The organism is Mesorhizobium sp. M2A.F.Ca.ET.039.01.1.1 (genome assembly GCF_003998035.1).
GTDB lineage: Bacteria > Pseudomonadota > Alphaproteobacteria > Rhizobiales > Rhizobiaceae > Mesorhizobium.
In genome coordinates this window covers 1-14,316 of sequence record NZ_RZRY01000092.1, presented here as the reverse complement: position 1 = coordinate 14,316, position 14,316 = coordinate 1, and the positions used below count along the sequence as shown (strand labels likewise).

At 63.6% G+C, this 14,316-nt stretch carries 16 protein-coding genes; 6 read left to right on the top strand and 10 right to left on the bottom strand.

Going from position 1 to position 14,316, the window contains the following annotated elements; translation table 11 throughout:
• Positions 1 to 136: 136 nt before the first annotated feature.
• Entirely contained in the window at positions 137 to 1,315 is a 1,179-nt protein-coding gene (locus EOA24_RS10270; RefSeq protein ID WP_245491102.1) for a polysaccharide biosynthesis/export family protein, read from the bottom strand.
• A gap of 199 nt (positions 1,316 to 1,514) precedes the next feature.
• Positions 1,515 to 2,192 (bottom strand): sugar transferase, encoded by a 678-nt coding sequence (locus tag EOA24_RS10265; protein ID WP_042645112.1) that lies wholly within the window; start codon positions 2,190 to 2,192, stop codon positions 1,515 to 1,517.
• A gap of 607 nt (positions 2,193 to 2,799) precedes the next feature.
• Between EOA24_RS10265 and EOA24_RS10260 the strand changes: the two genes are divergently transcribed.
• Positions 2,800 to 3,072, top strand: a complete 273-nt coding sequence (locus EOA24_RS10260) for an exopolysaccharide production repressor exox (protein WP_126079803.1) — start codon at positions 2,800 to 2,802, stop codon at positions 3,070 to 3,072.
• On the opposite strand, the gene EOA24_RS10255 is transcribed toward EOA24_RS10260, so the two are convergent.
• The 8 genes from EOA24_RS10255 to EOA24_RS41535 all read right to left on the bottom strand — a co-directional run bounded on the left by EOA24_RS10255 (position 3,046) and on the right by EOA24_RS41535 (position 9,451).
• Complete coding sequence (locus tag EOA24_RS10255; protein WP_127249355.1) at positions 3,046 to 4,941, bottom strand: ABC transporter ATP-binding protein; 1,896 nt, start codon at positions 4,939 to 4,941, stop codon at positions 3,046 to 3,048. The two genes, EOA24_RS10260 and EOA24_RS10255, sit on opposite strands and share 27 nt — an antisense overlap.
• An 8-nt stretch (positions 4,942 to 4,949) precedes the next feature.
• Entirely contained in the window at positions 4,950 to 5,924 is a 975-nt protein-coding gene (locus EOA24_RS10250; RefSeq protein WP_127409780.1) for a serine kinase, read from the bottom strand.
• A complete protein-coding gene (locus EOA24_RS10245; RefSeq protein WP_127409779.1) occupies positions 5,921 to 7,834 on the bottom strand; it encodes a lasso peptide isopeptide bond-forming cyclase in 1,914 nt (637 codons plus the stop codon). Before EOA24_RS10245 ends, EOA24_RS10250 begins: the two co-directional genes overlap by 4 nt.
• A gap of 3 nt (positions 7,835 to 7,837) precedes the next feature.
• The gene (locus EOA24_RS10240) at positions 7,838 to 8,299 is read right to left on the bottom strand and encodes a lasso peptide biosynthesis B2 protein (protein ID WP_245463147.1); all 462 of its coding nucleotides are present in this window, start codon (positions 8,297 to 8,299) and stop codon (positions 7,838 to 7,840) included.
• 42 nt (positions 8,300 to 8,341) lie between these two features.
• On the bottom strand, positions 8,342 to 8,641 hold the full coding sequence (locus EOA24_RS10235) for a PqqD family protein (protein WP_127257674.1): 300 nt from the start codon (positions 8,639 to 8,641) through the stop codon (positions 8,342 to 8,344).
• Positions 8,642 to 8,795: 154 nt separating this feature from the next.
• Entirely contained in the window at positions 8,796 to 8,948 is a 153-nt protein-coding gene (locus EOA24_RS10230) for a lasso RiPP family leader peptide-containing protein (RefSeq protein ID WP_127249359.1), read from the bottom strand.
• Positions 8,949 to 9,052: 104 nt separating this feature from the next.
• Positions 9,053 to 9,271, bottom strand: a complete 219-nt coding sequence (locus EOA24_RS10225) for a hypothetical protein (RefSeq protein WP_127257672.1) — start codon at positions 9,269 to 9,271, stop codon at positions 9,053 to 9,055.
• A gap of 18 nt (positions 9,272 to 9,289) precedes the next feature.
• Positions 9,290 to 9,451 carry a hypothetical protein gene (locus EOA24_RS41535; protein ID WP_189342639.1) on the bottom strand — a complete coding sequence of 54 codons (162 nt, stop codon included), beginning with the start codon at positions 9,449 to 9,451 and terminating at the stop codon, positions 9,290 to 9,292.
• On the opposite strand from EOA24_RS41535, the gene EOA24_RS10220 reads away from it, so the two are divergent.
• The 5 genes from EOA24_RS10220 to EOA24_RS10200 all read left to right on the top strand — a co-directional run.
• A complete protein-coding gene (locus tag EOA24_RS10220) occupies positions 9,450 to 10,652 on the top strand; it encodes a nucleotidyltransferase family protein (protein WP_127249360.1) in 1,203 nt (400 codons plus the stop codon). The genes EOA24_RS41535 and EOA24_RS10220 overlap by 2 nt on opposite strands.
• 4 nt (positions 10,653 to 10,656) lie before the next feature.
• On the top strand, positions 10,657 to 11,685 hold the full coding sequence (locus EOA24_RS10215) for a glycosyltransferase family 2 protein (protein ID WP_126079796.1): 1,029 nt from the start codon (positions 10,657 to 10,659) through the stop codon (positions 11,683 to 11,685).
• A gap of 123 nt (positions 11,686 to 11,808) precedes the next feature.
• Entirely contained in the window at positions 11,809 to 12,186 is a 378-nt protein-coding gene (locus EOA24_RS10210) for a hypothetical protein (protein ID WP_095817674.1), read from the top strand.
• A gap of 177 nt (positions 12,187 to 12,363) precedes the next feature.
• Positions 12,364 to 13,191 (top strand): family 16 glycosylhydrolase, encoded by an 828-nt coding sequence (locus EOA24_RS10205; protein ID WP_145970653.1) that lies wholly within the window; start codon positions 12,364 to 12,366, stop codon positions 13,189 to 13,191.
• Between the two features lie 180 nt (positions 13,192 to 13,371).
• On the top strand, positions 13,372 to 14,316 hold a 945-nt coding region (locus tag EOA24_RS10200; protein WP_133374488.1), incomplete at its 3' end, for a UDP-glucose/GDP-mannose dehydrogenase family protein.

The window sequence follows — 14,316 nt, the reverse complement described above, 5'->3', positions numbered from 1 at the left end:
GGGGCTGCGGGCTGCATTTTATCCCTTCAAGCGTCCCAAACCAGACCCCCCCCCCCCGCCGTGACGCGGACGAGCCTGATGTGTCCCTCCCGCCTCCGTTCCTCGGTTCGCTGCGTGCAAGCCGTGGCCGGCGACGCTACTGGCTGGTCGTCGGCGCCAGCTTCACCTTGATCACGTCGCCCGGCAGCACAGGCGTGTCTTCCTTGGCCTCGATCTCGCTCGTCTTGCCGTCGGCGACCCGCACCAGCGAATAGAGCAGGGGCGGTTCTTGACTGCCGGTGAGAGCGGCAGTCGTTGCTGGATCCGACGCCTGAGCGATCAGGCCCTTCTGCATGCCGACCCTCAAGGCCGCCTCGTTGAGGTTCGTCTCCGTTTGCTGCCGATCGGCAGTGAGGCTCGAACCCAGCGTGTTACGGGCATCGATGGCGTCCTGCTCTGCCTTGCTGATCGACTGCTTGGCGGTGAGGATAGCCGTCTCGTAGTCCAGGATCTTGCCTTGCAGGTCGGCGACCGTCTGCTGCGAGGAAAGCAATCTCGCATTGGCAATCAGCCCTTTCTGCGCCAGCGGACCGATGCTGTTTGCCTGCTGCTCCGCCAGATCGACCTGCTTCTGCTGGTTGGCGATCTTCTTTTGCAGCGATTCGATTTCCGACTGCAGAACACCCTTCAACTGGTCGAGCGCATCGAGCTTCAGCTTCAGCGACTTCTGGTCGGAAACCAGGATCGCCGTTTCGTCGGCGACGATGGTCGGTAATCTCGAATCGCCCTGGATTTCCTGGGGCACCTCGAAAGTCGTTTTCCCCGCCAGGTCGGCGTCGATGCGGGCTCGCTTGACCATCAGCCGCAAGCGCTGGTCGTCATAGATGTCATAGCTGCCCTTGGCGGTGATCAGATCCTTTTCGATCTGCGGGCCGTTGTCGGCATTGCGCCGAATGCCGCCGGCGATGCTGATTGCCTTGAGCACCGTCAGATCGGGCACGAAGGGAAACTGGCCGGGATTCTGGACTTCACCCGAAATGTAGAACGGCCGGAACTGCGCCATCTCGACCGAGGCTTCCGGCTTGTCGGGCAGCGCTAGCTTACGCTGCAGCGCGAGCCCGATCGCCGAGGCGATCTCGGCCGTCGTCTTGCCGGCGGCCTGCATGTCGCCGACGAACGGCACCGAGAGCGTCCCGCCCGGACCGACCGAATATTCGCCGTTGACGGCCGACCAGTCGCGGAACGTGCCGTCGACCGTCTGCCATTCGGCGACGCGGATGTTGAGCTTGTCCTGCGGGCCGAGCTGATAGTCGCCGGCGGCGGCGAATTGCGGCATGGCCAGTGACGCCGCAAGCAAGAAGCCCGCGACGCGGGCTGGTGTCCGAGATATGAGACTGCAGGCGAAAGACAGTCCGAAGAGGTCTTTTGTCAAATGAACGTTTCCGATCCGCTTTGGCCCCATCCGCCCGAATGAGATCACTGCCGGATGCCTACCCCGGTTGCCGCGGGGCAGGCCTGTTGGTCGATAGTTCCGGTCAATAGCTGCCGCGCGACATCCACACGGCAGGAACTGTCTTGAAGATGATGCGAATGTCCTCGAACAATGACCAGTTCTCGACATAATGGCGATCGAAGGCGACCCGCGTGTCATAGGATACGTCGTTGCGGCCGCTCACCTGCCACAGCCCGGTGAGACCCGGACGTGACTTCAGGTAATAGACGGCGGCGCTGCCATAGATTTCCAGCTCGTCGCGCACGACCGGGCGCGGGCCGACAAGGCTCATGTCACCCTGCAGGATGTTGAGGATCTGCGGCAGCTCGTCGAGGCTGAGCTTGCGAAGCACCGCGCCGACGCGGGTGACGCGCGGATCGTTCTTCAGCTTGCGCGTCGCGATCCATTCGGCGTTGGCCTCCGGATTGGCCGCCAGATAGGCGGCAAGCACGCGCTCGCCGTCCGGCACCATGGTGCGGAATTTGAGGCAGGAGAAAATCCTGCCGCCACGGCCGATTCGCTTGTGGCCGTAAAAGATCGGACCGTTGTCCGAAAGCTTGACCAGCAAGGCGACCATCAGGAAAAGCGGGCTGAGCAGAACCAGCCCTGACAGGGAACCGACGATATCGAAGCTGCGTTTGAGCAGACCGCCGATGGGGGGTGGAAAATCAACGCCGACCTGCGCAAAACCCGCATTAGCCGACTTGGCGACATCCCTCATGCAGAAGCTCCATACGTTGAACGGATGGTTTACGGCAAGATATCAAAAAAATGCTGCAGCGCAACACACAATTTCCCATCGCGCTGAAATGTTCACGTCATGAATTGACCAAATAATAAACCTTCCCTGCCCAAATTTTCACCTTTGTGGCGCGTTTATGACAAGGTGACAGAAAACCAGGAAAATGTAGTCCGCCTTTCAGGCCTTTTTTGGACAGTTCGTTCTTTGCTGCAGACGAAACGCGGTTGCATGGCACCGGAAGCACTCGCAACGGTAAGTTATTCAGGTAAAATACTATTCAAAGTCGCGGGTTTGACTGAGCCGAGAAAAGCGGCATTGAATAGCCGCTCAAGCCGCAGTGTGCGACGCAGCATGGCAGAGTCGATCTCGTAAAATCATTGGAAACCATACCTGCCGGGCCTTGCTCCGATCAGCCCGCCTTAATAGAGTCGCAAATTGTTCCTGTCATAGTCTGCATGGGTAAGGAAGGCCGGAAGCAACCGGCCGGATTGGGCAGCCAGAAAGAGCTCTTTGGCGCAACGGGGAGTTACGCGGGTGGGTAAGTCGCAGCTTCTGCATGCTCGTCTCGGTTGAGAGGCCGGCGAACATGTCTCTGCCAAAATTCATCATAGGCATGATGTTCGCGCTGGCGATCGTCATCGGCTGGTCTTATTTCGACGGCGCGTCGGCGGGCACCATCCTCTTGCGTGCCATCGTTTGCGCCGTGATCATCCAGGCAGGCTATTTCCTTCTGGTCTTTGCCATGATCGGCAGGGCAACGCCGACTTCGGCCGACAAGATCCGCGAAGCCGACCGCGGGGCAATCCTGAACAAGGTCGCCGACGGCGAAAAGCTAAGCGCCAGACGCAGCCTCCACTGACCGTTCGACCGGCGCCGGGACCAATCCGGCCTCGGCCGGGGGCGCGCTGTCGCGCTCGGCCTGCTCGCCCGACAGCATCCTGGCCAGCCGGCTGCCGGCTTTTGCCTTCAGCCGCCGGTATTGTCCGACCTCGACGATGCGCCCGTTCTCGATGGCCACGACCCAGTCGGCGAAGGCGATCATCGACGGCCGATGCGCGATGGTCAAAATTGTCATGCGGCCGCGCAAAGCCTCGATCGATTGCGCGATCAGCGACTGGTTCTGCCAGTCGAGCGCGCTCGTCGCCTCGTCGAGGATGAGCAGCGACGGCTTGCGCAGCAGCGCCCGCGCCAAGGCGATGCGCTGCCGCTCGCCGCCGGAGAGCCGGACACCGCGGTCGCCCACCACCGTATCGAGCCGCGATGCCAGCCGTTCCACGAAATCGGCCGCATGGGCGTTGCGCAGGGCCGCCCATAGCTCCTCGTCGCTGACCCCAGGCGCGGCAAGACGAAGATTGGCGGCGATCGTGTCATGCAGCAGGAACACATCCTGCGGTACATAGGCAACCTGATCGCGCCACGCCCTGCGATTCTGCGCGGTGATTTCCACGCCGTCGGCCAGGATCCGGCCGCTGGTGGGTTCGAGCAGACCGAGGAGCATGTCGGCGATCGTGCTCTTGCCGGAGCCGGAAGGGCCGATCAGCGCCGTCACCTTGCCGGCGGGCAGGTCGAAGGTGATATCGCTGACCACCGGTCTTGCGTCACCCTCGCCATAGGCGAACGATGCCTCGCGGATGTTGAGGCCGGTCTCGAGCGACAGTCTCGCGCCTCGTTCGGCCATGCCTTGGGTCGGTTCGCGCTCGGCGTCGAAGCGGGCCTGAAGGGCTTGCATCGAAGCGTAGGCCGGCAGGTTGATCAGCACCTGCTGGGTTTGAAGCTGCATGTCCATGAAGCGCGGCGCCACCCGCATGAAGACCAGGAGCAGCACGACGATCTCGGCAAGCGAAAGGTGGAAGCGGACCAGCGCGGTGTAGATGAAGAGGCTGAGCCCGATCACGCTCGCCATCTGGAACAGGGCGGTGCCGAGCGAAGAGTTGCGCACGAAGGCTATGTTGTCGGCCTTCATCCTGTCCAGCGTCGCGCCGAGCTCGGCGAAATAGCTCGCCTCGACATTGAGGCTCTTGGCGACCTTGATGCCGCCGAGGAACTCGGAGACCGTGCGATACTGGTCCTGGCGGTTGCCGGTCAGCGTGCGGCCATAGGCGCTGGCGCGTGCCCGGAACGGCTGCAGCGCAACCAGCAGAATCAGGCCGATGAGGATGGCGAAGGACGTCATCACCGGCGAGATGAACAGTGAGACCACGAGATAGCCGGTGAGAAGCAATGTCGCCTGGGTGAGCATCAGCAGCGAGAAGGCAGCCACCTGCACCCGGTCGACGTCGCCGTTCAGCGCGTGGTCGAGATCGGAGCTGCGGATGCGGGTGAAAACACCCCAGCGCGCCCGGCCGATGCTCTCGAACAGGTTCATGCGCACGCGGTTGACGAAATCGTAGAGCAGCCGCGCCATGTAGACCGACTTGAAGCGGTTGAAAATCGCCTGCAGCGCCACCAGCGCGACAAGCAGGCACAGCACCGTCGCCAGCGACAGCGTTCCGCCGGGCACCAGCCAATGCAAGGCTTCCGGCAGTGGAACTGCGTAATCCTGTTCGGCCCTGCCGATTAGGCGCAGCAGCGGGACGAGCAGCAGGATCGAGATGCCTTCGGTGAGGCTGCCCAGGATCAGGAAGGTCAGCGCCGTCGCGGTGCGTCGCCCGCCGACATGCGCCATCATGGCGCCGAAGCCGGTGATGTCCCGCAACAGCGACAGGCGAAGCTTCGAGGGCCAGCTCATGTCCCGGCTCACCTTGTCCCGGACGCCAGGTCGGTATCGATCGCGGCGACCGCTTCGTCGATCCGGTCGAGTCCGGCCGGCACTTCCAGCCGGCTGACGCCGACCCGCCCGGCGATCTGCGCGCACTGGCGCAGATGCAGGGCGGCGAAATCGCCCGGCAGCGCCTGCCGGCCGAACCGCGTGATATAGGAGAATTTGATGATCGCCGGCAGCGCGGCTGCGCCGGACAGGGGGGAGTTAGCCGCCCGCACGCCCCGCTCGAGCACATAGATGCGCGACACCGGCACCGCTTCGGCCGCAAATCCGTCACGCAGCCGATGCTGCGCCTTGTCGATCTGCGGATGCACCTGCGGGCGCACCTCCGCCTGCTCGAGGCGAATGGCGCCGGCCGCGTCCGCCGCAAGCTTGAGCTGCGGGAATCCGGGCAGGATCATCGGCCGGTCCGGGTCGGACAAATCCAGCGCCACGACATCGTCGGTGAGCAGTCGATGGCCGGCGCGGATCATCGCGCCTGCCGTGGTCGATTTGCCGGCGCCCTTGTCGCCCATGAAGATCACGCTTTTGCCGTCGACTTCAATGGCGCTGGCATGCAGGACGAGCAGCCCGCGCTGATGCAGGGCGAGCGCCATCACCGGCCCGAGCAGCGGAAAGGCGAGCAGCGGATCGTCGACCCCTGGTGCCGGATCGACATCGATGCGGTTGACGCCGCTGATCAAGAACGTGCCGACCGCCTGCCAGGAAAGATACTGGCGCGTCGGCTCAAAACGGAAGGCGGTGGCACGCTGGGACGCCGCGCCGGGAAAATCGACCCGCCCCACCGCGATCTCCAGATCCGGTGTCGCCGGGCGCGTCGGCTCCAGCTCAGGCAAGGCCACTTCGGAGCCGATCACCAGCCCGTAGGCCTTGTAGAAACGGCGGACACGTCCGCTCGCCGCCGCCGTTTGCGGCTCGGATCGCGCAAGGGAAGCGATCGGAAGGTTCATGCGGGGTTTCCCTCAACTTGCCGCAGCCACAGCGACAGCGAAACCGCGCGCCAGACATGCTGGACGTCCGGCAGGGTCGCCTGCTCGGGCTGGCGCAGCATCCGGTCATAGACCGCGGCCACTGCAGGCAGGTTCACATAGGGTGCGATCCGCTCGCTGTCCGATATAAGCAGCCTGTCCAGAAGCTCGCGGTGATTGCCGAGCATGCCATTGACCAGGTTGGTGGTGAAATCGATCTTGTCGCGCCGCCATTGCACGGCCGGCGGCAGAACGCCTTGCATGGCCCGGCGCAGCACATGGCGGCCAAAACCGTCCTTGAGCTTTTCCTCGCCGGGCAGCGCCAGGCAGAATTCGACGAGCGGCTTGTCCCAGAACGGATAGCGCGGCTCGACGCCGAAATTGGCGGCGGCCTTGTCGAGCACTTCGAAAGCGTGCGGCACCAGCCCGGTCGACAGAAGCCAGCGATGCGTCAGCGCTTCGCTGGCGCTGACGGCGGCGGGCATGTAGCCGCTGCGATGAAAGCGCTCGGTAAGATCGGTGCGCCCGGCAAGACCCGGATTGACCAGACCCGCCCAGGCGGCGCGTGGCGCCTGCGCCGGCCCGCGCCGCACCTTGCGGACAAGGCGTTTGGCCGCTGCCCTCATCCTGGCGATTCGCCAGGCCGGCCCATAGATGGTCAGGAACTTGAAATAGAGCGGAAGCATGCCGTCGCCATAGGTGTTGGCCGCGCTGCGCAACTCGCGCCAAAGCTCCAGCCATCTGCCGGCATTGGCGAGCTCGTGAAGGTGTCCGTGGCCCTGCGAGACGACCTCGTCGCCGCCGTGTCCGTCGAGCAGCACCTTGACGCCCTTTGCGCCCGCCGTCCGGTAAAGGTCGCGCGTCAAGGACAGGCCGGGCGCCAGGAACGTGCCTTCCTGCTCCTCCAGGATGCGCTCGAACTCGGCGAAGGGTGCGTAGTTGCCGACGGCAATCAGCGTGGCGTCGAGCGGATTGCCGTCGAGCACCGCATCGATGAACGGCTTCTCGTCCATGGAGGAGCCCTTGTCGAACACCAGCGAGAAGGTCTTGAGCTTCGGGTTGCCTGTCGCCGCTGCCCTGAGGCTTGCAAGGCATGTGATCGAGGATGAATCGAGGCCGCCGCTCAGCATGGCGCCGACAGCCGACGTGCCACGCATCCGGTTCTCCACCGACTGCGCGAAGAGATGCCTGAATTCTTCGGCCGCGTCAGCGCGTGGCGGCCGCTGTGACGGCTCGATCTGCCAGTAGCGCCGCAGCGCAATCCCGTGGCCCGCCACCATCATGCTGTGTCGCGCCGGCAAGCGGAAGATTTCGGCGTAGGGCGTGGCCTTCGGATCGTCCGGCAGGCCGGCGAGAAAACCGGAAATCTGGTGCTCGCTGAGGCGCCTGCCGACGCCGTCCAGCGCCAGGATCGGCCCGATCTCCGAGGCGAAAGCAAAGCGCCTTGCGGTCGAATGATAGTAGAAGGGTTTGACGCCGAAATGGTCGCGCGCGCAAAACAGGGCCTGACGATCGCGGTCCCATATCGCGAAGGCGAAGTCGCCTTGCAGGTAGGTCGGACAGGCCTCGCCCCATTTCAGGTAAGCGCGCATGATGAGCATCGCGTCGGCAATCGACCGGTCGCGCAGGCCCAGCCGCGCCAAAAGCTCGTCGCGATTGTCCAGCCGGCAATCGGCGGTGATGGCGAGTTTGCCGCCGGCCATCGCCAGGGGACCGGGCCCGTCCTCGCTGGTCGTGTCGAGCCAGGCGTGGCCGAGCGCCACGCTGCCCTCCGTCCGCCATGAGCTGCCGTCGCGGGCACGATGGCGCATGCGCGAAAGCATCTGCTGGATGTCGCTGGCCGCGGCGGGCCTGCCGTTGCCGATATGCAGGATGCCGGCCACGCCGCTCATCGGTCACGACCCATGGTCGACAAGGTGGGTAAATCCGTTGATCGAGCCGCCAAGCACGATGTGATTGCCGCTCATCAACCAGGCATGCGCCCTGAGTTCGCTGCCTGTCCCCCTTTCGATGCCGATGCTGATCTTCGAGGCGTTGCCCTGGCAAGCAAGCAGATATTGCCCGGCCAGCGCCTGGGTGAGGCAACTGGCGCCCGGCACCAGCCGCGCGGCGGCGGCAACGCCCCAGGCGACGCGCCGCAGGTCGGCGATGCCGGCGTCGCGCCTCGCATCAAGCCGCGTGACCAGGCCGCGGACGTGGTTGTAGGAGGAAAGCGTCAGCGCGAGCCGCACGCCGCTCACCACCGCCAGGCAGCGCGCCAGAAACAGCATCTCCCGGCCGCTCAGCGACCGGATCCTAAAGCGCGTCGCGATCCTTCGGATTCGCTCCATGCGCTTTAGGTCTTTGATTTGACGCATGTCTTTATCCCGAAACCGGTCCCCGCTTTCGGGAGGCATGCTTTAGACCAGTTCCTCACTGTGGAGCCTCGCAAGCCCTGCTTCGGTCAGCCCCTTCAGCAAGCCTTCGACATCGGCCTTGCAGCGATCGGCATCGACATTGTAGCGCGCAAGCACGGCGCCGCGGATATCGAGGACCGATCGCGGCTCCTGGATCTGCTCCCAAATGAAAGCGCCGACGCTGTTCAGGCTGTAATAGACATTGGATTTGAGGTGGAGCAGCGCCAATCCGGCGCCGAATTCACAAGCCACCGCCTCGCCGGTCGCGACCACGCGGTCATGGTCCGAAGGGTTCCAGTGCATGCTAAAACCTCGTTGCTGGCCCGCCGCGCCCTTGGACCTTGGCCGGGATCGGTTGCCTGCGATCCTGGGGAGGAAGCCGGGGGACAAGGCCCCCCCGGCTCGCCTGTTGGTAGTATCCGGAGCCCCAACTTAGACTCCCGGGTAGCCTGCAAGCTTACGAGAAAGTCAGCTCGCCGACCGGCGTGTGTGCGGGAAAGCTCACGTCGAGCGCCGTCGAGCCAGCGCCACCCTGCGTGATGGTTTCAATCGAACCATGAACCGTCAAGCTGGGGGGCTCGTACTCATGCTTCTCAACATTCTGTTCCATTTTACTCTCCAATTAAGGACTGGAAGCGGCCGCAGAATGCCGCCAGCATATAGCTATGCTGCGATGCGATTGCTGCATGGCAACATTCATGAGTCAAGCGTGATTTACCAAGCATTAATCAATTCTCGGTTGCGCCTGCCTTCCTTGGTGATGAAGCCGCGAACATTGTCATCGTAGTCCTTGACTGCCCGGGAATTCAACCGCGCGTTCTCGCCGATCATATAAGTAATTGATTTATTTATAGCAATTTTTTGAGCGATAAATCCGTCCCGCGGACGTGAAGGGATTGCTGCAAAAAGCCATCGCTTTTCGGCACGCAGCATCGTCCCGGAGGCTTGTCTTCAAAAGTGATTAAGTGTGTGCGATTTTAAACGCTTGGGTTGTGGAGTTGAACCTGCTTTAGCCGCCTCTTGGACGGTGGTGCTAATTTTTCCGGTGGTTTTCTTCGCAAGTGCGGTATAGATCGCGCGGGCGGCTTTTTTGCGGAGAGCGACATCGGGCATGGCGATGCAGGATGGCTCGTATGAAAGGCTGCGCGCCGCTGGCTGTGCCGACGAAGTCGCCTTTGTGCAGGCCTGCCTGAGGCTGTTTTTCGCCCCCGGCGTCGACGCCGCCGACGCTCAGGCGGATATGCCTGCGCCGGCAATCTCGGCGGCTCATGTCGCCGACATCGCAAGGCTGAACAAGGTCGGCGTGTTCATGCTCAAGGCGCTCGCGCGTGCTCCTGCCGGCGCGGCGCCTCCCGGTTTGCCCGGCTGGCTCGACGGCTATCGGCGGCGCACCATGTCGATGAACGCCGCCTGCATCGGCGATTCGGTGGCCATCGATCGCGTGCTTCGCGACAGGCGGATCGATTTCGTCTTCCTCAAGGGACCGCTCCAGCAACACAGGCTCTATGGCGATCACTTCATGAAGCCTTCCGGCGATGTCGACATACTGGTTTCGCCGGCGAGCTTCGCCGAGGCGCGCGCGGCGTTGCGGACCATCGGCTATGAGGTTGCCGGCAAGTCGCGCTCGGTCTGGTGGGTGCGCTTCCTCGGCGAGCAGCACATGGTCCGCGAGGACGGCGCGAGAGCGTCGACGGTCGACCTCCATCATCGGCTGCAGCAGCCGGGTTCGCCGAGCCCGCGCGACATAGACGGCTTCCTGCGCCGCAAGCGCGAGGTCGAAGTGGCCGGCGCGGCCATGCCGATCATCTCGGCGGCCGACACCTTGCTTTTGTCGTCGATCAGCGTCGCCAAGGCCTTTTTCAACCGCGAGCCTTGCGCCGGCTATGTCTGCGATGTCCGGGCCAGCGCCAGCCGGCTGAGTGAGGCCGAGCAGCAGATGGTGCTCGATCACGCCGCCGAGCAGGGCCTTGCGGACACGCTGCTTCTCGGGCTGCGCGCCGCCGACGTGCTGCTTGGCGCCAGCTGCACGCTGCTGTCGGATCGCGCCGCTCGCATCCTGGCGCGCATCGGCAATGCCGACCTCTTCCACATGGTGATCGCGCCCTGGCTTGCCTCGCTGCGCTGGCCGCAGCGCCGCCATGTGCTGTGGGAACTGTGCGGCCACGAGCCCGTCCGTTATCTGGCGGAGGCCGGCTGGGCCGCCTCCGCCGACCTCAGCCGGCGCATCTTCGAGCGGCCGGCCGCCGTCGCGCGGGCGCCGGGCGGCACGATCAAGATCACGGGCGGGACAGCCACCCATGCAAGCGAAAGGTGAACCCATGCCCCTGACGACGCCAGTGACGAGCCCGGCGGTTTGCGTCATCATCGCCGCGCGCAACGCGGCGCGGACGATTCCCGTCGCCATCGCCTCGGCGCTGCGCGAGACGGAAGTCGCCGAAGTCGTCGTGGTCGACGACGCTTCCACCGACAACACCCGCGATGTGGCCTTGGCCGCCGACGACGGCAGCGGCCGGCTTGCCGTCATCCGCCTCGACGTCAATCGCGGTCCTTCCTCCGCGCGCAACATCGCCATCCAGGCCTCCAGATCGCCCTTCATCAGCATCCTCGACGCCGACGATTTCTTCCTCGAAGGCCGCTTTCGCCGGCTTTTCGCCGCCGCCGACTGGGATTTCGCCGCCGACAACATCATGCTGATCCGCGACGACGCCGCGCCCGACCTCGCCAGGGTCGCCGCGCCGCCTTTCGCCGCCGACCCGGAATTCCTCGATTTCGAGCGCTTCATCGACGGCAACATCTCGCGGCGCCGCGTCCTGCGTGGCGAGCTCGGCTTCCTCAAGCCGGTGATCAGCCGGGCCTTCCTCGAACGGCACGGGCTGACTTACGATGAAAACCTGCGTCTTGGCGAAGACTACGAGCTCTATGCGCGCGCAGTCGCCCGCGGGGCGCGCTTCAAGATTATCAAGTCCTGCGGCTATGGCGCGATCGTGCGCGCCGATTCGCTGAGCGGCCGCCACAGGACGCAGGATCTGAAGCGCCTTGCCGATGCCGATCTGGCATTGCTTCAGATCGACAATCTTCCCGAGCGCTCGAAAGCGGCGTTGCGGCGCCATGAGCGTCATGTCCGCGACAAATACCGGCTGCGCAACTTCCTCGACGTGAAAGCCGAGCGTGGCCTGGCGTCGGCCGCGGCTTACGCCTTCGCCAGCCAGTCGAATCTGTTCCCGATCGTTCGCGGCGTCGCCACCGACAAGCTCGACGCGCTGTTCCGCCGCACCGGCATTGCTCCAAGGCAGCAAGTTCCGCCGATGCGCTTCCTGATGGCGGCAAGCAGCGCCGCAAACGAGTGATTCCGTATCGCCCCGGAAGCCGCAGCCCTCAAAAAATCCGCATTCGCAAAACTATGATGTTGCCTAGTCGCCGCGGGGGTGGCAGTCTATGCTGCAATGCAGCAATTTCGAAAGGCCGGCAAGATGGCTTCGATTTTTGGCTTCAGATCCCGGGATCCGGCTCGCGACCGGCAGACCGATCTCCAGCGTTTCGACCGGCTTGCGAAGCTGTTCGATCAGATCGCGGCCGAGATCGAGACGGAGAAAACGGGTTTGGAGAATCGCTACAGATCGACGGCAGCCAACGCGGCCTTCCTGGTCGAGGCGATGGAGAATGGTTCGGCATCGGCGAGCAAGGGATCGGATGTCAGCGCGATGACCAACTCGATCCTGAACTGCGAGCGGCGCATTGCGGAGCTCGCTCGCCAGAAAGGCCTGGTGAAGGAACTGCGCCGTTCGCTCGACGCGATTGTCGAGGATGGCGCCGATCGGTCTGCTTCGCAGTCCGCGGCAAGAGGCTGACGGCGGCCGCAAGCGCCGTCATCGGTACGAGGCACTAGAGGAGTTCAAAAGGGCGCAGGATCAGAGGCGGCTCGCTCGCTCGAGCCAAGAATGACTTTGGGTTGGGGCGGAACAACACAAGGTGAGTTTGTTATGAATGCAGATCCCAACAACCCCTCCACCGTGGCGGCTTGCGAGATGTCGCATGCGCCGGGGAGTGGATTAGCCGGCCTGCGGTTCGGCGCGGCCAGCGTCCTGTTTGCAGTCGTGGCGACCCTGCATCCCGCGCATGCGCAAGGGACCCAACCAGAGCTGAAAAGCGCGCCGTCCTTCGTCGACAATTTCTCCAATTTCAGTCAGTCCCGCTGGTTCGTCTCGGACGGCTGGACCAATGGCGCCCATCAGAACTGCACCTGGTCGAAGGATCTCGTGCGGCTTTCCGATGGCGTGCTGTCGCTGAGCTTCGAAAAGCGCAAGCTGAAGGACCGCGAGTTCGCCTGCGCCGAGATCCAGACCAAGCAGCGCTACGGCTACGGCGTCTACGAGGCGCGGATGAAGACCGGCACCGGCTCCGGGCTCAACGCCGCCTTCTTCTCCTATATCGGCCCGCAGGACAAACAGCCCTGGGACGAGATCGACTTCGAGGTCCTCACCAAGGACCCGTCGAAAGTGCAGGTCAACAGCTACATCCAGGGCAAGCCGAAGAACGCCAAGCTGGTCGACGTCGCGGGCGGCGCCGACAAGGACTTCAACGACTACGGCTTCGTCTGGGAGAAGGACAGGCTGCGCTGGTACGTCAACGGCAAGCTTGTCCATGAGGTGACCAACCCGGACGAGCTGCCTACCCACTCGCAGAAAATCTTCTTCAGCCTCTGGGGCAGCGACAAGCTGACCAATTGGATGGGCGCCTTCGTCGACCCGGGCAGCAAGGTCACCATGCAGGTCAAGCGCGTCGCGTTCACCGCTTTGGGCCAGCCATGCCAGTTTCCGGAATCGCTGGCATGCAGCATAAGTAACAGCAACTGAGCATGATCCCCGAAAGTGGCACCCGGTTTCGGGGATCATGCGGAAATAACCAATCATGATCCCCAAAAGTGGAACCGGTTTTCGGGTAAGATCATGCGAACCAGCCAGGCCGTTGGGCTTGGGAACATCTGAACCAGCCGGGCCGCTTTGTGGCCCGGCCTTTGACAGGAATAGAACCAAATGAATTTGACGGTGTTTGGGATTGGCTATGTCGGTCTCGTCCAGGCGGCTGTGCTGGCCGAGGTCGGCCATGAAGTGGTGTGCGTCGATATCGACGAGAAGAAGGTGGAGCGGCTCAACCAGGGCTTGATCCCGATTTTCGAACCGGGCCTCGAAAGCCTCGTCAAGGAAAACCACGCGGCCGGCCGCATCCGCTTCACCACGGATGCGGCAGCGGCGGTCAGGCATGGCCGGATCCAGATGATCGCGGTCGGCACGCCGCCCGGTGAGGACGGCTCGGCCGATCTGAAATATGTGCTGTCCGTCGCCGAGACCATCGGCCGTGAGATGGACAGCGCCAAGATTGTCGTCGGCAAGTCGACCGTGCCGGTCGGCACTTGCGAAAAGGTGAAGGCCAGGATCGCCGAAACGCTGAAGAAGCGCGGCCGCGAGGACCTCGCCTTCGACGTCGCCTCGAATCCCGAATTCCTCAAGGAAGGCTCGGCGGTCGCTGATTGCATGAAGCCGGACCGCATCATCGTCGGCACCTCCAGCGAGGATACCGAGATGGTGATGCGCGAGCTCTATGCGCCGTTCAACCGCAACCACGAGAAGATGATCGTGATGGACGTGCGCAGCGCCGAATTCACCAAATACGCCGCCAACTGCATGCTGGCGACCAAGATCAGCTTCATGAACGAGATGGCCAATCTCGCCGAACAGCTGGGGGCCGACATCGAGGAGGTCCGCAAGGGCATCGGCTCGGATCCGCGCATCGGCTACCACTTCATCTATCCCGGACTCGGCTATGGCGGCTCGTGCTTCCCGAAGGACGTGCGCGCGCTGATCAAGACCGCCGAGGGCATCAAGTTCGACGCCAAGCTGCTGCGCGCCGTCGAGGAGCGCAACAATGCGCAAAAGTCGGTGCTGTTCGACAAGGTCAACCACTATTTCAAGGGCGCGCTC